Annotated in this window: 17 protein-coding genes; 12 read left to right on the top strand and 5 right to left on the bottom strand. The window is 57.2% G+C overall.

Features of this window, described 5'->3' with window-relative positions:
• Positions 1-108: 108 nt before the first annotated feature.
• The 5 genes from yjfP (at position 109) to rplI (ending at position 2752) form a co-directional block, all read left to right on the top strand.
• Positions 109-858 carry an esterase gene (gene yjfP / locus ACL2XJ_RS02610; RefSeq protein ID WP_413725541.1) on the top strand — a complete coding sequence of 250 codons (750 nt, stop codon included), beginning with the start codon at positions 109-111 and terminating at the stop codon, positions 856-858.
• A gap of 451 nt (positions 859-1309) precedes the next feature.
• Entirely contained in the window at positions 1310-1705 is a 396-nt protein-coding gene (rpsF, locus tag ACL2XJ_RS02605) for a 30S ribosomal protein S6 (protein ID WP_132925717.1), read from the top strand.
• A gap of 6 nt (positions 1706-1711) precedes the next feature.
• A complete protein-coding gene (gene priB / locus ACL2XJ_RS02600) occupies positions 1712-2029 on the top strand; it encodes a primosomal replication protein N (RefSeq protein WP_165934299.1) in 318 nt (105 codons plus the stop codon).
• Between the two features lie 4 nt (positions 2030-2033).
• Positions 2034-2261 carry a 30S ribosomal protein S18 gene (gene rpsR / locus ACL2XJ_RS02595; RefSeq protein WP_048637617.1) on the top strand — a complete coding sequence of 76 codons (228 nt, stop codon included), beginning with the start codon at positions 2034-2036 and terminating at the stop codon, positions 2259-2261.
• A gap of 38 nt (positions 2262-2299) precedes the next feature.
• Positions 2300-2752, top strand: coding sequence for a 50S ribosomal protein L9 (gene rplI / locus ACL2XJ_RS02590; protein ID WP_132925721.1), 453 nt, complete (start codon positions 2300-2302; stop codon positions 2750-2752).
• A gap of 59 nt (positions 2753-2811) precedes the next feature.
• On the opposite strand, the gene ACL2XJ_RS02585 is transcribed toward rplI, so the two are convergent.
• Positions 2812-3330: an OapA family protein gene (locus ACL2XJ_RS02585; RefSeq protein WP_413725540.1), complete on the bottom strand. Its 519-nt coding sequence runs from the start codon at positions 3328-3330 to the stop codon at positions 2812-2814.
• 319 nt (positions 3331-3649) lie between these two features.
• On the opposite strand from ACL2XJ_RS02585, the gene ACL2XJ_RS02580 reads away from it, so the two are divergent.
• Both ACL2XJ_RS02580 and cysQ read left to right on the top strand, forming a co-directional pair.
• Positions 3650-4270, top strand: a complete 621-nt coding sequence (locus ACL2XJ_RS02580; RefSeq protein WP_132925725.1) for a peptidylprolyl isomerase — start codon at positions 3650-3652, stop codon at positions 4268-4270.
• Between the two features lie 175 nt (positions 4271-4445).
• Positions 4446-5192 carry a 3'(2'),5'-bisphosphate nucleotidase CysQ gene (cysQ, locus tag ACL2XJ_RS02575; RefSeq protein ID WP_132925727.1) on the top strand — a complete coding sequence of 249 codons (747 nt, stop codon included), beginning with the start codon at positions 4446-4448 and terminating at the stop codon, positions 5190-5192.
• A gap of 6 nt (positions 5193-5198) precedes the next feature.
• Here the strand turns inward: cysQ and ACL2XJ_RS02570 are convergent, their stop codons facing one another.
• Entirely contained in the window at positions 5199-5765 is a 567-nt protein-coding gene (locus ACL2XJ_RS02570; RefSeq protein WP_413725539.1) for a YtfJ family protein, read from the bottom strand.
• 278 nt (positions 5766-6043) lie between these two features.
• Between ACL2XJ_RS02570 and ACL2XJ_RS02565 the strand changes: the two genes are divergently transcribed.
• On the top strand, positions 6044-6250 hold the full coding sequence (locus tag ACL2XJ_RS02565; RefSeq protein ID WP_132925731.1) for a DUF1107 domain-containing protein: 207 nt from the start codon (positions 6044-6046) through the stop codon (positions 6248-6250).
• Positions 6251-6369: 119 nt separating this feature from the next.
• Here ACL2XJ_RS02565 and ACL2XJ_RS02560 read toward each other — a convergent pair whose 3' ends face one another.
• Positions 6370-7701 carry a hemolysin family protein gene (locus ACL2XJ_RS02560; RefSeq protein WP_132925733.1) on the bottom strand — a complete coding sequence of 444 codons (1332 nt, stop codon included), beginning with the start codon at positions 7699-7701 and terminating at the stop codon, positions 6370-6372.
• 303 nt (positions 7702-8004) lie between these two features.
• The gene (msrA, locus tag ACL2XJ_RS02555; protein ID WP_413725538.1) at positions 8005-8643 is read right to left on the bottom strand and encodes a peptide-methionine (S)-S-oxide reductase MsrA; all 639 of its coding nucleotides are present in this window, start codon (positions 8641-8643) and stop codon (positions 8005-8007) included.
• Between the two features lie 228 nt (positions 8644-8871).
• On the opposite strand from msrA, the gene tamA reads away from it, so the two are divergent.
• Genes tamA through ACL2XJ_RS02540 form a run of 3 tightly spaced genes read left to right on the top strand, consistent with a single transcriptional unit; the run spans position 8872 to position 14767 of the window.
• Positions 8872-10608, top strand: coding sequence for an autotransporter assembly complex protein TamA (tamA, locus tag ACL2XJ_RS02550; RefSeq protein WP_413725537.1), 1737 nt, complete (start codon positions 8872-8874; stop codon positions 10606-10608).
• Positions 10605-14417 (top strand): autotransporter assembly complex protein TamB, encoded by a 3813-nt coding sequence (tamB, locus tag ACL2XJ_RS02545; RefSeq protein ID WP_413725536.1) that lies wholly within the window; start codon positions 10605-10607, stop codon positions 14415-14417. Before tamA ends, tamB begins: the two co-directional genes overlap by 4 nt.
• Before the next feature lie 2 nt (positions 14418-14419).
• Positions 14420-14767, top strand: a complete 348-nt coding sequence (locus tag ACL2XJ_RS02540) for a gamma-glutamylcyclotransferase (RefSeq protein WP_132925741.1) — start codon at positions 14420-14422, stop codon at positions 14765-14767.
• Between the two features lie 29 nt (positions 14768-14796).
• Here the strand turns inward: ACL2XJ_RS02540 and ppa are convergent, their stop codons facing one another.
• Complete coding sequence (ppa, locus tag ACL2XJ_RS02535) at positions 14797-15324, bottom strand: inorganic diphosphatase (protein ID WP_132925743.1); 528 nt, start codon at positions 15322-15324, stop codon at positions 14797-14799.
• Positions 15325-15582: 258 nt separating this feature from the next.
• On the opposite strand from ppa, the gene ACL2XJ_RS02530 reads away from it, so the two are divergent.
• Positions 15583-17184, top strand: a complete 1602-nt coding sequence (locus ACL2XJ_RS02530; protein WP_413725535.1) for a methyl-accepting chemotaxis protein — start codon at positions 15583-15585, stop codon at positions 17182-17184.
• Positions 17185-17334: the final 150 nt, after the last annotated feature.

Raw genomic sequence — 17334 nt, 5'->3', positions numbered from 1 at the left:
CAGTATGCGGCCCGGCGATCTTGATGCGCATTAAAAATCAAAAGGCTGCCTATCCATAAAAAACGGTGGTTTCGCCGGGTCGTCACGGGAGAGTGCTAAGGAGATTTTATGGTTGAAATGCATCAGGAAAACATCGGCGGCATAGAAGTGATACACGCGGTACCGGCCGGGCAATACGCGCAGCCGCTGCCGACGATTTTCTTTTATCATGGCTATACCTCCTCCAAAGACGTGTACAGCTATTTTGGCTATGCCCTGGCGAAATCCGGGTTTCGGGTGATTTTGCCGGATGCCCCCATGCACGGCGCCCGTTTTAACGGGGATGAACAGCAGCGTCTCGCGCACTTTTGGGATATCCTGCGCGCCAATATCGATGAGTTGCCGGCGCTGAAAGACTCCCTGGAACGGCAGGGGCTGATTGACCGGGGGCGTATGGGTATCTGCGGCGCATCCATGGGCGGTATGACCGCGCTTGGGGCCATGGCGCGTTATTCCTGGTTAACGGCGGTGGCGGAATTCATGGGCTCCGGCGATTATCTGCGGCTGGCCAGGACCCTCTTTCCGCCGGTCCCGCTGACCTCGTCCGCCCGGCAAAAGGAATTCGAGCAACGAATGGCTCCCCTGGCGGAGTACGAGGTGTTTCACCAATTGGATAAGCTTTGCGACCGGCCCCTGCTGCTTTGGCACGGCGACGCCGACCCGCTGGTGCCGGCAGAGGAGAGTCGCAGGCTGTACCAGGCTCTGGCGGCGCGGGGAAGCGCGGGCCGGGTGACTTATATTACCGAGCCCGGCGTCGGACATAAAATCACGGTGTCCGCCCTGGCGGCGGCGGTGCTGTTTTTTCAGCGCCATTTGTAATGCCGACGGCCTTCTGTGGACGACGGGCAGAAAAAAGCCCCTCTAGGGGGCTGAATACGAAAACATTTCTTTATTTTTGTATATCCCCTGGTGTTGGGATATCTGGCTAAAAGGGGGACGTCCAGCCGGCGTGAGCGCACCGCCGGTGGGAAGTTGAGTCAATGAGTATATGACAGACTGCGATGGCGAGAAATAACACTTTATTGATTAAGTTAATCAGTTTTTTTGATTAAAACCATGATTTTTAGATAGTTTATTTGCTAATTAATTATCATTGAAGTTATTACTCCGCCGCCGCCGGCTTTACCCCACAATCTGCCCTTGTATTCACGCCCCCATAAATGTAAGATTGCGCGTCATTTTTCGACCGCACAAATATCACGTTCCTTGCTTCCATGGGCCGCGGTTGACCCTGACAGGAGGCTGAATAATCCGTAAGGAGCAATTCTGTATGCGTCATTACGAAATCGTATTTATGGTACATCCTGACCAAAGCGAACAGGTTGCCGGCATGATTGAGCGCTACACCGGTGTTATCACCAATGCGCAAGGCATCATTCATCGTCTGGAAGACTGGGGCCGTCGTCAGTTGGCTTACCCGATCAACAAATTGCACAAAGCTCATTATGTTCTGCTGAACGTAGAAGCCACGCAGGAAGTGATCGATGAGCTGGAAACAAACTTCCGCTTTAACGACGCCGTTATCCGCAGCATGATCATGCGCGTTAAGCATGCCGTCACCGAAGCTTCACCCATGGTGAAAGCGAAGGACGAACGTCGCGATCGTCGTGAAGATTTCGCCACCGAAGTCAACGATGATAATGATGCTGGGGATTCTGAAGAGTAATTGATGATGGCGGAAAACCGACTGACGCTGTCCGGCACCGTGTGCAAGACACCGATTAGGAAGGTTAGCCCGTCAGGTATTCCTCACTGCCAGTTTGTGCTTGAGCACCGCTCGCAGCAGCTGGAAGCCGGTTTTTCACGACAAGCATGGTGCCGTATGCCCGTGGTGGTCAGTGGAAAGCAATCACAAGAGATTACTCAAAGTATAACGGTCGGTACGCAGCTCTCCATTCAGGGTTTCATTTGTTGCCATCAAGGCCGCAACGGATTGACCAAAATGGTGCTGCATGCCGAGCAGATTGAATTGATAGATTCTGGAGACTAGCCATATGGCACGTTATTTCCGTCGTCGTAAATTCTGCCGTTTCACCGCGGAAGGCGTAATTGAGATCGACTATAAAGACATCGCTACGCTGAAAAACTACATCACCGAAAGCGGTAAAATTGTCCCGAGCCGGATTACCGGTACTCGCGCCAAATACCAACGCCAGTTGGCTCGTGCTATCAAACGCGCGCGCTACCTGTCTCTGTTGCCGTACACTGATCGTCATCAGTAATCGGTCACTGTCCAATAAGACTTTGAGAGGATAAGGTAATGCAAGTTATTCTGCTTGATAAGATTGCCAACAAGGGCAAATTAGGCGATACGGTTGACGTTAAAGCGGGCTATGCCCGTAACTACTTGGTACCGCAAGGCAAAGCCGTTCCGGCCACCAAGAAAAACGTTGCTGAATTCGAAGGGCGTCGCGCCGAGCTGGAAGCTGAAGTGGCCAAGGTTCAGGCCGAAGCACAGGCCCGTGCCGATAAAATCACTGCCCTGGGCAGCGTCACCATCGCGTCTAAAGCAGGCGACGAAGGTAAGCTGTTCGGTTCCGTGGGTACCCGTGATATCGCCGAAGCCATCACCGCCGCCGGCGTTCCCGTCGCCAAAAGCGAAGTGCGCCTGCCCAACGGCGTTCTGCGTACTATCGGCGACCACGATATCTCCATCCAGGTTCATGGCGAAATTTTCGCTACCCTGGATGTGGTTGTGGTAGCTGAAGCCTGATCTAACGATTAAGCGAGCGACAGTAAAAAAACAACGCCGGCGAAAGCCGGCGTTTTGCATTAATTGCGTATATAGCTGCCGTCGGACTGGCGAATAAACCTGACGCTGGCGGTGGGGCCGGTTTCGATCTCCAGCGATGTCACCACCCCTTGGGCATTGACGTGGATATCCACCTGCTGGCCGGCATGTAAACTGCTGAGCGGCTTATCGTCTCCTTCCGCCTGCGCCATGGCAAAAACATCCGCCACCGGCAGATTGTGCTCGCGGAACAGCTGCGCCAGGGTTTGCCCCTCCGCTATCCGATAGCGCTGCAGCTGGCCGTTGGCGGGTGTTGCCGGGGCGGCGGGAGAGGGGGCGTTGTTGACGATTTCCGCCTGCATCACTCCCCCTTGCTGCCCGGTTTGGTTCGCGGCGACAGGCGGCGGCGGCGCGTTTTCGCTGGGTGAATAGGGCCAGAGTATCGCCAGCAGAATAATCGCGGCGCAAATCAGGATGGCGCGCCGATGGAACAGGGGTAAAGGCCGCATCCACTTGAACTGTTCCGGCAGGTACCATAATTTTTTCAGGGGAGTCAGCATCGGACGGCCTGCTTTGGGATTATCATCGGGTCGCGGGCGTCGTGGCCACTTCCATTTGATCTCGCTGAGCCCTGGCACGGAAAACGCCGGGTTCTTATTTTTCCCGGGCGCAATTCTGCCCATGATAACCTCTCTTGCAATGGTTTTTCTCTAACCCGGGGAAGTATAAAGCGGAGCACACTGAACCTCCATGCTTAATTAACCCTGACTGCGAAGCAATCCGCCGAGGCGGGACACATTATCATCATAGAGGATTTTACCCGAAACGCCCGCGCTGTTATGCTGCGCCTTTCGCTTTTTATCAATTCAAGGATAAATGATGACTACACCTTCTTTAGACAGCGTCGAAGCGCAGGCCAGTTACGGTATTGGCTTACAAGTGGGCCAGCAGCTGCAAGAGTCGGGGCTGGAAGGGCTGTTGCCGGAAGCTTTGCTGGCCGGGTTAACCGACGCCTTGGCGGGTCATGCGCCGGCGGTGCCGGTTGACGCCATCCATCGGGCGCTGCGCCAGATCCACGAGCGCGCCGATGCGGTGCGTCTGGAGCGGCAGCAGCATTTGGCGGTGGCGGGGCAGCAATTCCTCGAAGCCAATGCCAAGGAGGAAGGCGTCCGCCAGACTGAATCCGGCTTGCAGTTCAAAGTGCTGCAGCAGGGCGAAGGGGCGATACCGTCGCGCCAGGATCGGGTTCGCGTCCATTACACCGGACGCTTGCTGGACGGTACGGTATTCGACAGTTCGGTTCAGCGCGGCGAGCCGGCGGAATTTCCGGTCAACGGCGTGATCCCGGGGTGGATTGAAGCCCTGACCCTGATGCCCCTGGGCTCCCGCTGGGAACTCTATATTCCTCAGAACCTGGCCTATGGCGAACGGGGCGCCGGCGCCTCGATTCCGCCGTTCAGCGCCCTGATTTTCGAAGTCGAGCTGCTGGAAATCCTCTGACAGCCCCGGCGGGGGGATTAACATTCCCCCCGCCCCGGCAGGCCGTTAATGGAATAGCTTTTCGCGGTAAATAACACTAGTCTACTATTATGTATACCCATTAGCTTTCAAGCTGCAGCCAACATAGCCGCGGCTTGAAAGATGACGGGTATGGTGGACAAATTCGAGGTATGCAATGATAGAACAGATCAGCCGGCTGGCCCGTGACGCGGGAGCGGCTATTATGCAGGTCTATGCAGGGGATATGCCCCTTGAACTGACCCATAAGCAAGATGCGTCGCCATTAACCGCGGCCGATCTGGCCGCGCATCGGGTGATCGCAGAAGGGCTCGCCGCCCTGGCGCCCGACATTCCCATACTCTCCGAGGAAGATCCCCCCGCATGGGAGGTTCGTCGCGGCTGGGACCGTTACTGGCTGGTGGATCCCCTGGACGGCACCAAGGAATTTTTGCGGCGCAACGGCGAATTCACGGTCAACATTGCGTTGATTGAGGAGGGTTTTCCGGTGATGGGCGTGGTCTATGCCCCTGCTACCGATCTGCTGTACGCGGCGGACAAGGATCATGCCTGGAAAATCACCGCGGACGGCCAGCGACTGGATATCCACTGCAAGGAAGCCCGGCCGCCGCTGGTGGTGATAAGCCGCTCCCACAGCGACGATCGGGAGTTGCAGGATTATCTGGCGCAGCTGGGTGAACATCAGACGGTGTCCATCGGTTCATCGCTGAAATTTTGCCTGGTGGCGGAAGGCAGCGCCCAGCTCTATCCGCGTTTCGGACCCACCAACGTATGGGATACCGCCGCCGGACATGCGGTGGCCGCCGCTGCCGGTGCGCAGGTTAACGACTGGACCGGCCATGCGCTGGATTATCATCCCCGCGAGTCCTTTTTGAACCCGGGCTTTCGGGTATCGCTGTTCTAAAAGGCGTTACATTGCACCGCGGGGTAGCAAGCGGTGCAATAACTCAATAACCTGCTGTACATCCGGCAGCGTCAATGCCCCCTCCTTGATATACCGAACCCGCCCGCCGGCATCCAGCACCACAATTGCCGAGCTTTTGGCCCGTAACCCCCATGCCTGTCGCACGTCGCCGTGGACATCCAGGACAAACTGGGCGGCGGGGGACATTTTTTTATTGTTTTCCAGCCAGTTGCGCGAATAGGCTAGGCTGCCGAACAGGGCATCGTCTCCGTTGACGATGGTAGTCGTTTGGTAATATTTCCCCGGTAAACTGGCTTTCTTGATGGCTTCAACCATCGCGGCGTTCATTTCGCTGGCGGAGGTGCGGGCAGCCATATGCTGTACCAGATGTATTTTTCCTTTTAGCTGCGCGCTATTCCAGGATTTATAGCTAAACTCGTTATTCTGATAAAGCAGCTCTCCTTTATCGGCGACGCCCACTCTGGGCAAGGGCGCGCCGATACGGAGATTATGGGCCTGCAGACCGAACGAGAAAAACAGAGTGAACATCAGCAACAAGAGACGACGGCGCATGGGGCGTTTCCTTCAATTGACCGGGCAAGGCCCGCGGCGTTGAAGAGGCCTTGTCCGATGTCGCGCCCGCGGTCGGGGCGTCTTCAGAATAAAAGTACTGCTTCAAGTGATAGGGCTTTTATAGCGTTCTGTCAAATTATGTAAATCCAGCTCAGCGTCCTGAAACTGCGTGAACTAATGCACATATGGCCACTCTTAATAAGTGGTAGTGTCAGTACTCTTGCCAACTGGCGTTTCGCAGGGCAGGACGATGTTAATTACGGGAGCAACGTAAAAAAATGAGAATCTTCCATCGCTTTAACGCTATCAAGGTAGCAACTTACGTTAAGACCTTATTTCGCGGCAGAATCTACATCAAGGGGTTCGGCGCCTTTGAATTCGATAAAGGTAAGATCCTGGTGCCCAAGGTCCGCGATAAGCAGCACTTCCATGTCATGTCCGAAGTAAACCGGCAGGTTATGCGATTGCAGTCCGAGATGGCCTGACGGACTTGCCCCTGCGGGATGCCTTGCATCGGCAGGGGCAATCCTTCTCCCCCGGCGCTCGCCGTTATCCGCTTTGCCAAATCCCCCGGTCAATCCCTCGCTATGGCGGGCCGTCTTTCCTAGGCTACATGGGTCTTGTCGGAGGTAGGCGCCAGCACCAGGGCGGACTTCTCTTCCAGCCGGGTGACCAGTAATTGATCGATTTTATAGCTGTCGATATCCACCACTTCGAATTTGAAGCCGGCATAGCGGACAAAGTCGGTGCGCTTGGGGATCTTGCGCAGCATGAACATCATGAAGCCGCCGATGGTTTCGTAATTGCCTGCCTGGGGAAACTCATCGATATGCAGCACCCGCATGACGTCGTCGATGGGCGTACCGCCCTCGATAAGCCAGGAGTTTTCATCCCGGGTAACGATTTGCTCTTCCAATCCCTGGCCCACCAGATCCCCCATCAGGGTGGTCATGACATCGTTGAGGGTAATGATCCCCACCACCAGGGCATACTCATTAAGGATCACGGCGAAATCCTCGCCGGCGGTCTTAAAGCTCTCCAGCGCTTCCGACAGCGTCAGCGTATCCGGTACGATCAGCGCCGAGCGGATCTGCACGCCGCTGTTCAGCGCCAGGCTCTGATTGCCCAGCACGCGATTAAGCAAATCCTTGGAATCCACATAGCCGACGATATGATCGATATTGGCGTCGCACACCAGAAATTTCGAGTGAGGATGCGTTGAGATTTTTTCTTTTATACTGTCTTCGGTCTCGCGTAAATCGAAGTAGATAATGCTCTCCCTGGAGGTCATGGAAGAAGGCACCGTACGCGATTCAAGCTCGAAAACGTTTTCTATCAGTTCATGTTCCTGCTTGCGCAGCACCCCGGCCAGCGCGCCGGCTTCCACCACCGCGTAGATGTCGTCGGAGGTAATGTCCTCTTTGCGCACCATCGGCAGTTTAAGCAGGCGGAAGATAAGGTTGGCCAGGCCGTTGAATATCCATACCAGCGGACGGAATACCAGCAGGCAGAAGCGCATCGGGTTGATGATCCGGACGGCGCAAGCCTCCGGTGAAATCATACCGATGCGTTTCGGGGTCAGATCGGAAAAGAGAATAAACATGCTGGTCACCAGGGTGAACGAGCAGATAAAGCTGATTTGATCCGCCAGTTCCGGCGACATGAACCGCACCAGCAGGGCGGCGAAGGAGGGGGAAAAGGCCGCATCGCCCACGATACCGCCGAGGATGGCCACCGCGTTCAGGCCGATTTGTATCACGGTAAAAAATATACCCGGCGTTTCCTGGAGTTTCAGCACGCGTTGGGCATTGATATTGCCCTCGTCGGCCATAAGTTTAAGCTTGATTTTGCGTGACGCGGCCAGGGAGATTTCCGAGACGGAAAAAAACGCGCTCACCGCGATCAATAGTAAAATAAGCAGGATACTGTTTAACATAGTCTGGCCACCACGGGCTGACGTTTACACTCTTTATCTTTCAAGCTGCAGCGGTGTTGGCTTTGTTTCTCGGCTCATCCATGAGTCTCGCCCCATCGGGGCCGCTGCTCGCAGCGTCCGGATCCGATCCGGCGGATTCGTCGCTGCGTTGCCGCCTTGCCGCAACTCGAAATTTCTACAGGGTATTATCAGCGCGCCTTTGAAGGGCAATGTGTCGTGAAAAGATAACATGTTACAAACCGTTACCGTGCTGCACCGGCAGCCCGCATAGTATAACAGCAGCCCCTGCGGGGCTGCTAATGATTACGCTTGCGGCGGCATGCACACGCCGATCCCGCCCAGATTGCAATAACCCTCGGGGTTCTTGTACAAATATTGCTGATGGTCGTCCTCAGCGTAATAAAACGGCGTTGCCGGCTCAATCTCGGTGGTCACCTGGCGTTTATCCCCGGCCTCGGCCATTGCGCGCTGGAATTGCGCTTTACTCTCGAGGGCGGCGCTTTCCTGCGCAGGGGTCAAGACAAAAATCGCCGAGCGATATTGGGTGCCGATATCCCCGCCCTGGCGCATGCCCTGCGCCGGGTCGTGGTTTTCCCAGAACTGCTGCAGCAGTTCTTTATAGGAGATCACGGCGGGATCGAAGACCACCCGTACCGTTTCCGCATGGCCGGTTTTGCCGGTGCAGACTTCCCGGTAGGTGGGATTAGGGGTATAGCCGCCGGCAAAACCGGCCGCCGTGCTATAGACGCCGGGCAATTGCCAGAACAATCTTTCCACGCCCCAGTAGCATCCCATGGCGAATAATGCGACTTCCAGGCCGTCCGGGACTTGGGTCATGGAGTGTCCGTTGACCACATGGGTGGTGGCGACCGGCATCGGCGTAGTGCGGCCGGGTAGCGCGTCACTTTGTGGTACAAGCTCGGATTGGTTGAAAATGTGCATCAGAGTTGTCTCCTGTTTAGGCAAATAATCGTAAATATGGGGCATCGCCTGTTGTTTAACACCTCTTCTTTACAGACAATAATCTTCAATTTTACGTTAAGATAGGTGTAAGGCTGTTATTTTAGGGCAAAAAAAACAAAAACAACCCTAAGGCCGGCAGTTATCAGAATTGAAAGCGATTTTGCGCACAAGGAAGCTACTATCAGGAAAGCAGACTCGGGAGCCAGCTTGCTAAAAAATCGCCTTATATGCCTGGTTTGCATTCTCGCGGCAACGCCTGGGTCCAACGCTGCTAACGTGCGTTTGCAGGTAGACGGACTCAACGGCGAATTGCAGCGTAATGTCCGGGTGCGCCTGTCCACCATCGGCGCGGATGAAATCACCGCCGACGCGCGCTTTCAGGCCCGGGTTGACAGTGCCATCCGCGAAGGCCTCCGCGCACTGGGTTATTATGAGCCCAAAATCGACTTCACCTTTCGCCCGGCGGTCAAAGGCGGCCGCCCCGTACTGGTGGCCGCCGTCAGCCCGGGGCCGCCGGTTAAAATCGCCGCCGCTACCATTATCCTGCGCGGAGACGCCCGCCGGGATGCTTCGTACCAACGGCTGGTTCAACGAAGCCGGCCCGCCGTCGGCACCGTGCTTAATCATGGTGATTATACCGCTTTTATCGACGGCATGACGGGTCTTGCCGTGCGCAATGGCTATTTCGACGCCGAATTCCTGAAACGGCAGCTGGCGGTATCGCCGGCGCGGCGCGAGGCGTTCTGGAACGTGGATTTCGACAGTGGCCAGCGCTACCGCTTCGGGGAGATTCGCTTTCACGGCTCGCAAATCCGCACGGACTATTTGCAGAACATTCCTTCCATCCATCCGGGGGATGAATACAGCGCCACCGCGCTGGCGGAGCTGAACCGTCAGCTATCCGCCACCAATTGGTTCAACTCGGTGGTGGTTTCACCGGATTTAGTCGCCGGGAAAAAAAGCAAAGTCCTTCCACTGGATGCGGTGGTGACGCCTCGAAGCCGGAATATCATTGAAACCGGGGCGGGTTTCGCCTCGGACATCGGACCGAGGGTCAGGACCACCTGGAACCGGCCATGGCTCAATTCCATGGGCCACAGCTTTCAGACCGGCCTCAGCCTGTCGGCGCCTGAGCAGGCGCTGGATTTCAGTTACAAGATTCCGGTGCAGCGCAGCCCGCTGGAGCAATATTACCTGCTGCAAAGCGGTTTCAAACGGGAAGATCTCAATGATACCAAATCAGATTCCACCACCCTTAACGTGGCGCGTTTCTGGGATTTCTCCACCGGCTGGCAACGTTCGGTGAATTTACGCTGGAGCCTTGATCACTTTACCCAGGCCAATGTTACCGACACGACGATGCTGATTTATCCGGGCTTCACCATAAACCGGACCCGGCAGCGGGGCGGGGCGATGCCCACCTGGGGCGACTCGCAGCGTTACTCCCTGGACGTTTCCGATACAGCATGGGGATCGGATATCGATTTTTTCATCCTCCAGGCGCAAAACGTTTGGGTACGGACGCTGGAGGAAAAACACCGCTTTGTGGCGCGCTACAATCTCGGCTGGATTGAAACCAACAATTTTGAGCGCGTGCCCCCGTCGCTGCGTTTTTTCGCCGGCGGCGATCGCAGTATCCGCGGCTACCGCTTCCGCTCCATATCGCCCCGTGACGCCGACGGAAAATTGATTGGCGCCTCGCAAATGGCCACCGGATCGCTGGAATACCAATATAACGTCACCGGCCGCTGGTGGGGGGCCGCTTTTATCGATAGCGGCCAGGCGGTAAACGATATCCGGCACACCAATCTGAAAACCGGCGCCGGGATTGGGGTCCGGTGGCAATCGCCGGTGGGGCCGATTAAATTGGATATTGCCACGCCGGTGGGCGATCCCGACAATCATAGCGTCCAGTTTTATATCGGCTTGGGGACGGAATTATGAGCCGGGGAAGGAAAATCGGGCTGAGCGTGCTGGCGTTTATTATGCTGCTGGCGGGCACTCTGGTTTTTTTTATCGGCACCGCCGGCGGGTTGCATCTGCTGATCAAGGGCGCCGCGCGCTGGGTGCCGGGCCTGGAGATAGCCCATGTCAGCGGCGGCTGGCGGGATTTGACCGTCACCGGCCTGCAATATCGGATGCCCGGCATGACGGTGGGCGCCAAACAATTCCGTCTTTCGCTTAATCCCGCCTGTCTTCGCCACAGTGAATTATGCCTCGATAACCTGTCCCTGCAGGATGTGGATATCGACGTGAAAACGGCGGCATTGGCTCCGCCAGGGCCTGCCGCCGCCGAACCGCAGGATAGCGGCCAGACCGTCAGCACGCCTTATCCGCTTATTTTGCGCCATCTGGCCCTGAGCAATGTCCGGATTCGCATAGATGATACCCAGGTCACCCTCGGCAGTCTCGAAAGCGGCATTGATTTTCGCGCCAATAACCTGACGGTGGCGCCGACCCATATCGATGGTTTGCTGGTCGCGTTGCCCAAGGCTGTCGAGGTCGTGGCGGAACAGGCCGGCAAACAGCTGGTCCAAACCGAGCAGCAAAAGCAAGAGAGCGCCAGGGCAGCGCTGGAAAAGGCCCGGCGGCAGCCGTCGCCGGAAGCGGCATTCAAGGCCTTTTTCGCCCAACCGCTGCTGCCTGATTTGCCCGATGTCCATTTGCCGCTGAATGTTCGGCTGGAGGGGCTGCATGGGGAAAACCTACGCTTGACCGGCGATGTGGATTTCCTCATCTCGGCCATGGATTTGCGCGGCGCCGTACAGGACGGCCACGCCACCCTTGAACGATTGAACGTCAATTCGCCCCAGGGCCTGCTCAACGCCAGCGGTTCCGCGCAGCTGGGCGGCGGCTGGCCGCTGGCGCTGACCCTCAATTCTTCCGTGAACAGCGCGCCCCTGAGGGGCGAAAAAATCCGGCTGACCCTAGACGGAGGCCTGCGGGAAAATCTCAGCGCGGCGCTGAATTTTTCCGGGCCGGTAAAAGCGCAGATAAAGCTGCAAACGCGTCTGGCCCAAACCGGCCTGCCGCTGTCGCTGACCGTCGACAGTCCCGGCGTGCAATGGCCTCTCGTCGGACCGCCGCAGTATCAGGCGCGTAATCTGTCGCTGAGCATGACCGGCAAGGCGGTGGATTACACCCTGTCCATGGCGGCATCGTTAAGCGGAGAAGGCCTGCCGCCGGCGGAGCTGTCATTGGCGGGTAAAGGTACTACCGCACAGTTTATCTTGTCTCGTTTGCACATTGCGGCCCTGCGGGGCCAGGCGGATATCACCGGTCTGGCGGACTGGAGCAATGCCGTCAGCTGGCGCACCGAGCTGACGCTCTCCGGCATCGATACCGCCGGACAATGGCCAGACTGGCCCGCCCGTCTCGACGGCAAGTTATCGGTGCTGGGCAGTTTGCACGGCGGAAGCTGGCAACTGCGTGTACCGGAGCTCCGGCTGGATGGCGAGGTTAAGCAGAACCGGGTGACCGCCAGAGGATCCCTCAGCGGCAATGACGCCGGACAATGGCATGTTTCCGCGTTGCGGCTGGCGTTGGGACGCAACAGCCTGACGGTGAACGGCGATTTGAACAATCAGCTGGCGCTGGACGCCGTTATCGATGCGCCGAATCTGAACGGGACCTTGCCCGGCCTGGGAGGAACCGCCGCCGGTACCCTGAGCGTGCGGGGCGAAAGGCTATCGCCGCAGGTCACCGCCAATCTGACCGCCGCCGGCCTGCGCTGGCAGGATCTGCGGATTCGGCGCATCGCCTTGAACGGTCGCCTGCAATCCCGCGATATCGTGGGCGGCAATCTCAATCTGGACGTTGATCAGCTACAGCAAGGGGCCGTTAGCGTGCGCCGGATGACGCTGGCCCTGACCGGCGACGAACGGGCCCACCAGCTACGGCTGAACCTGCAGGGGGAGCCGGTATCGGGCGGGCTGACGCTGAACGGCGGTTACGATCGCCGGCAGCAGCGCTGGCGCGGCACCCTGAGCCAGACGCAGTTCGGCAGCCCGGTGGGGGAGTGGCGGTTAAGCCGCCCGATGACCCTTGATTATCAGCAGCAGGCGCAAAATGTCATTATCGGCCCCCACTGCTGGCAAAATGCCAACGCGCAGCTTTGCGTGCCCGCCAATATCCAATTGGGGGCCAGCGGGCAGGCCGCCGTGCTCCTTAACCGTTTTGATCTGGCGATGCTCAAACCGTTCCTGCCGGCGGCCACCACGCTGGGAGGGGTATTCAGCGGCCGCGCGCAGGTGAGCTGGCAACCGGGGGGCAGCCTGCCCAAGGCCAGCATTGTCTTGACGGGCAACGGTATCAAGGCGCGGCAAAACATTCAGGGCGGAGTGCTGCCGGTGGACTTCGACCGTGTTACTCTCAATGCCGGACTGGAAAACGACCGCGCCACGCTGAACTGGCAAATCGGCATTACCGGCAACGGGCAATTCAGCGGACAGGTGCAGATAGCGGATCCCCGTAACCGGCGCGCGCTTTCCGGCGTTATTGCCATCAACAATCTTTCCCTGTCGCTGATAAATCCGTTATTGTCAGGCTCGGATCATGCCGCGGGTATGCTTAACGCCAATCTCCGTCTTGGCGGCAGCGCTATGCAACCGCAGCTTTATGGCCGGCTGAGCCTGGACCGGGTTATCATCCGCAGCAATCAGTTGCCGTTCGCCATGACCGAAAGCCAGCTAGCCATGACGTTTGACGGCACCAGCTCGGCCTTGCAAGGGGTCATTCGCACTACCAGCGGGCAGCTCAACTTAAGCGGCAATGCCAACTGGAGCCGTATCAATGCCTGGAACGCCCGCATCGCCGCCCGGGGGAACCGGGTGAGGATCACCCTGCCGCCGATGGTGCGGCTGGACGTATCGCCGGATATTACGGTGGAGGCCGCGCCACAGGTGCTGACCCTCAACGGCAGCGTCACCGTGCCCTGGGCGCGGATCGTGGTGCAGAAACTGCCTGAAAGCGCAGTGGCGGTCTCCCCGGATGAAGTCATCCTCGATGCTCAATTACAGCCGGTGGCCGAGCGGGAGGTGGGGATGGCCATCAACAGTAATATGAAGATTCACGTGGGCAATGACGTGCGATTAGACGCTTTCGGCCTTAAAGCGCGGCTGCAGGGCGATCTTAATGTGATCCAGGATAAACAGGGGCTGGGCCTGCACGGACAAATCTCTATTCCCTACGGACGATTTAATGCTTATAGTCAGGACTTGATCATTCGTCGCGGGCTGTTGATCTTTTCCGGTCCGCCGGCGCAGCCCATGCTGAATATCGAAGCCATCCGCAACCCCGATTCCACCGCGGACGGCGTTACCGCCGGGGTTCGTGTCACCGGCATGGCGGATCAGCCGCGCATCGACGTGTTCACCGATCCGGTGAAATCGCAGCAGGAGGCCCTTTCTTACCTGCTGCGGGGCCAGGGGCTGAATACGCCTGGTGCCGACAGTAGTATGATGACATCCATGTTGATCGGTATGGGCGTGGCGCAAACCGGGCAACTGGTAGGCAAAATCGGCGCGGCGTTCGGCGTCAGTAATTTGACCCTGGATACCCAGGGGGTGGGTGATGAATCCCAGGTTGTGGTGAGCGGTAACCTCACCCCGGGATTGCAGGTTAAATACGGTGTCGGTATTTACGATTCATTGGCAACGCTAACGCTACGTTATCGTTTAATGCCTAGACTTTATCTGGAAGCGGTGTCTGGACTTAACCAGGCATTAGACTTGCTCTATCAGTTTGAGTTTTAACGATGCGAATAATTGTTTACGGTAGTCTGCGGCGCAATCAGGGCAATAGCCATTGGATGACAAACGGCCAGTGGCTAGGCGATCATGTCATATCGGGTTATGAATTATACGATCTTGGCCATTATCCGGCGGTTATCCCCGGCGTTGGGACAGTTTATTGTGAAGTCTATCGCATTGATTCTTCTACATTGGCCGAGCTGGACGCCCTGCGTACCAAAAGCGGTGAATATAAGCGGGCGTTGATCAATACCCCCTACGGCGGCGCCTGGATGTATGTGTATCAGCGTCCGGTGGCGGGGTTGCGTCAGTTGAAGGGCGGTGACTGGCTAAAACGCGCCGACGAGCCTTAAACCCGTCGGACGCTTTCCTCGCCGGGGCGTTATTTCTTGGCGCGTTCGAAAGAGGCGATGATTTCTGCTTTGGCGGCTTCGGCATTTTCCCAGCCCGCCACTTTGACCCATTTGCCTTTTTCCAAATCTTTATAATGTTCAAAGAAATGGGTGATCTGCGCCCGCAGCAGCGCAGAGAGATCCTCTACGTCCTTGATATGGTCATACTCCTTTGACAGCTTGGTGTGGGGCACCGCAACCACTTTGGCGTCCTCTCCGGATTCATCGGTCATTTTCAGCACGCCCACCGGACGGCAGCGGATTACCGAGCCCGGCTGCAGCGGATAGGGCGTGGGCACCAGTACGTCAACCGGATCCCCGTCGAGGGACAGCGTGTGGTTGATATAGCCGTAATTACAGGGATAGAACATGGCGGTGGACATGAAACGATCGACAAACAGCGCACCGGTTTCCTTATCGACTTCATACTTGATGGGAGAAGAGTTAGCCGGGATTTCGATCACCACATAAATATCCTCGGGAAGATCTTTTCCTGCCGGTACCAGATTCAAGCTCATGTCAGTTTCCTTAAAAATTGAGTAATAGCGTGGCGGCTATTATAACAAAAATTCGCACGGTTGTTTCAGTCTCCCTTCAATGTCCTGCCCATAGCCGCCCAATGTGATTAGACTCACATAACCTATTAAAAAAAAACCAAACAGTAAAGAGTTAGCACGGTGCTCCGATAACCGATGCAGGGCGAGGTTACCACGTCGATCCTAACTTCGGTCGGGCGTTTTGAATGGATCAACTTCGGAAAATGCAGGGGCAGCACCATGTTCAAGAATATAACCGTCAAGGTGGGACTACTCACCTGGCTGAGTTTAATGACCATTATTTTGTTTATCGTCAGCGGTATCAGCATCCACACCATCCGGCAAGGCTCAATTTCCCTGCAAGCCATCAACCAGATACAAGGCGAAGAGCTCGGCTACCTCAGCCGCGCCTATAACGCATCGCTGCGGTCCCGTACCGAAGCCTCCCTGGCGGTCAGGCAGTATGAAACCGGTGCGATTAACGAAGGACAGGCCTCCACCGCCAAGGCCGCCGAATTGGCCAAGGAAGCCGACAGCTCCATGGCGCAATTCCTGGCCGCGGGTACTGTGACTACCGAAGGGGCCGACCGCGCGCAGCAAATGAACGTGATTTACCAGCGTTATAACGAACAGGGCATAAAACCGGTTCTCGCCGCGCTGCATAATGTGAATACCGACGCTTATTATCAATTATTGGAAACCACCCTGACGCCGCTGAGCGCCGACATGGATAACCAGCTCGACAGTTTTCAGCACTTTGCCTTGGAAACCGGCCAGGAAATCCAGCAGAAGGCGGCCGACAGCGCCCGTTTACAGTTGGTGCTGGTGATTGCGGCCTGTGTCCTGGCCCTGGTGCTGTCATTCCTGGCCTGGCTGGCGGTACGGCGGTTTATATTGCGCCCGCTGGATGTGGCCATCGTCCATATGGAAAATATTGCCGCCGGTGATTTGTATCACCCCATCCCCCCGGCGCGCAACAATGAACTGGGGCGGCTGAATCGGGCGCTGCAGCTGATGCAAGACGCCTTGGCGGGAGCGGTGAGCGAAGTACGGCAGGCCGGCTCGCAAATAGATATCGGCACCCGTGAACTTTCGGCGGGCAACACCGATCTGTCCCAGCGTACCGAGGCATCCGCCGCCGCGCTGGAACAGACCGCGGCCAGTATGGAACAGCTTACCCAAACGGTAAAACTCAACGCCGAACACGCCCGGCAGGCCCATGAACTGGCGAAAGAAGTGTCTGATATTGCTGACAAAGGCAGCGAAGTGGTGTGCTATATGATTGAGAAGATGCAGGCCATTTCCTCCAGCTCCCACCGCATTGCCGATATTTTGGGCGTGATTGACGGCATCGCCTTTCAAACCAATATCCTGGCGCTGAATGCAGCGGTGGAAGCGGCCCGCGCCGGCGAGCAGGGACGGGGATTCGCCGTGGTGGCCGGAGAAGTGCGTACTCTGGCCCATCGCAGCGCCGAGGCGGCCAAAGAGATCAAGGGATTGATACAGGAATCCCAGGGGCGGGTAACCGAGGGCGCCGATATGGCCCATACCGCTGGCGAAACCATGGACGAAATTTCCGAAGAAGTGATGCGGGTGACCCGCCTGATGAAGGAAATCTCCAATGCCACGGATGAGCAAAGCCGCGGCATTGAGCAGGTCAGCCTGGCGGTCTCGCAAATGGACGCCGTGGCGCAGCAAAATGCGTCGCTGGTAGAGCAATCCAGCGAAGCGACCCGTTCGCTACAGTCGCAATCGCAGCATCTCACCGAGAGTATGTCCCTTTTCCACCTGGAAGAAGCGGCCGGCGAGGAAATGGAAGAGCTGGTGGAAGTGGAGGCCTGATAGCACCGGCCCGCGGATCGAGCCCCCAGGGACGGGTTCACGGCGTGTTTACGATCTGGCAGCCCGTCCCGACCGGACACTTTGTCAACAAGCCAAAGCCCCCTCAAGGGGGCTTTCAAGCGGCTCGGCCCGCTTGGCGGCGGTCCTTCC

The sequence above is a fragment of the Sodalis sp. RH16 genome (assembly GCF_047324245.1).
GTDB classification, from domain to species: Bacteria; Pseudomonadota; Gammaproteobacteria; order Enterobacterales; family Enterobacteriaceae; genus Acerihabitans; species Acerihabitans ligni.
Note: the sequence above shows the minus strand (reverse complement) of the source record. Positions and strands in the feature narration are given on the sequence as shown.

What these genes read in the sequence shown, in the direction of transcription:
- ACL2XJ_RS02530 (WP_413725535.1), top strand. Translation starts at nt 15,583, where the DNA reads ATGTTCAAGAATATAACCGTCAAGGTGGGACTACTCACCTGGCTGAGT.
- rplI (WP_132925721.1), top strand. Translation starts at nt 2,300, where the DNA reads ATGCAAGTTATTCTGCTTGATAAGATTGCCAACAAGGGCAAATTAGGC.
- ACL2XJ_RS02565 (WP_132925731.1), top strand. Translation starts at nt 6,044, where the DNA reads ATGAGAATCTTCCATCGCTTTAACGCTATCAAGGTAGCAACTTACGTT.
- rpsF (WP_132925717.1), top strand. Translation starts at nt 1,310, where the DNA reads ATGCGTCATTACGAAATCGTATTTATGGTACATCCTGACCAAAGCGAA.
- ACL2XJ_RS02560 (WP_132925733.1), bottom strand. Translation starts at nt 7,701, where the DNA reads ATGTTAAACAGTATCCTGCTTATTTTACTATTGATCGCGGTGAGCGCG.
- tamB (WP_413725536.1), top strand. Translation starts at nt 10,605, where the DNA reads ATGAGCCGGGGAAGGAAAATCGGGCTGAGCGTGCTGGCGTTTATTATG.
- ACL2XJ_RS02570 (WP_413725539.1), bottom strand. Translation starts at nt 5,765, where the DNA reads ATGCGCCGTCGTCTCTTGTTGCTGATGTTCACTCTGTTTTTCTCGTTC.
- msrA (WP_413725538.1), bottom strand. Translation starts at nt 8,643, where the DNA reads ATGCACATTTTCAACCAATCCGAGCTTGTACCACAAAGTGACGCGCTA.
- priB (WP_165934299.1), top strand. Translation starts at nt 1,712, where the DNA reads ATGGCGGAAAACCGACTGACGCTGTCCGGCACCGTGTGCAAGACACCG.
- ACL2XJ_RS02540 (WP_132925741.1), top strand. Translation starts at nt 14,420, where the DNA reads ATGCGAATAATTGTTTACGGTAGTCTGCGGCGCAATCAGGGCAATAGC.
- rpsR (WP_048637617.1), top strand. Translation starts at nt 2,034, where the DNA reads ATGGCACGTTATTTCCGTCGTCGTAAATTCTGCCGTTTCACCGCGGAA.
- ppa (WP_132925743.1), bottom strand. Translation starts at nt 15,324, where the DNA reads ATGAGCTTGAATCTGGTACCGGCAGGAAAAGATCTTCCCGAGGATATT.
- yjfP (WP_413725541.1), top strand. Translation starts at nt 109, where the DNA reads ATGGTTGAAATGCATCAGGAAAACATCGGCGGCATAGAAGTGATACAC.
- cysQ (WP_132925727.1), top strand. Translation starts at nt 4,446, where the DNA reads ATGATAGAACAGATCAGCCGGCTGGCCCGTGACGCGGGAGCGGCTATT.
- ACL2XJ_RS02585 (WP_413725540.1), bottom strand. Translation starts at nt 3,330, where the DNA reads ATGCTGACTCCCCTGAAAAAATTATGGTACCTGCCGGAACAGTTCAAG.
- ACL2XJ_RS02580 (WP_132925725.1), top strand. Translation starts at nt 3,650, where the DNA reads ATGACTACACCTTCTTTAGACAGCGTCGAAGCGCAGGCCAGTTACGGT.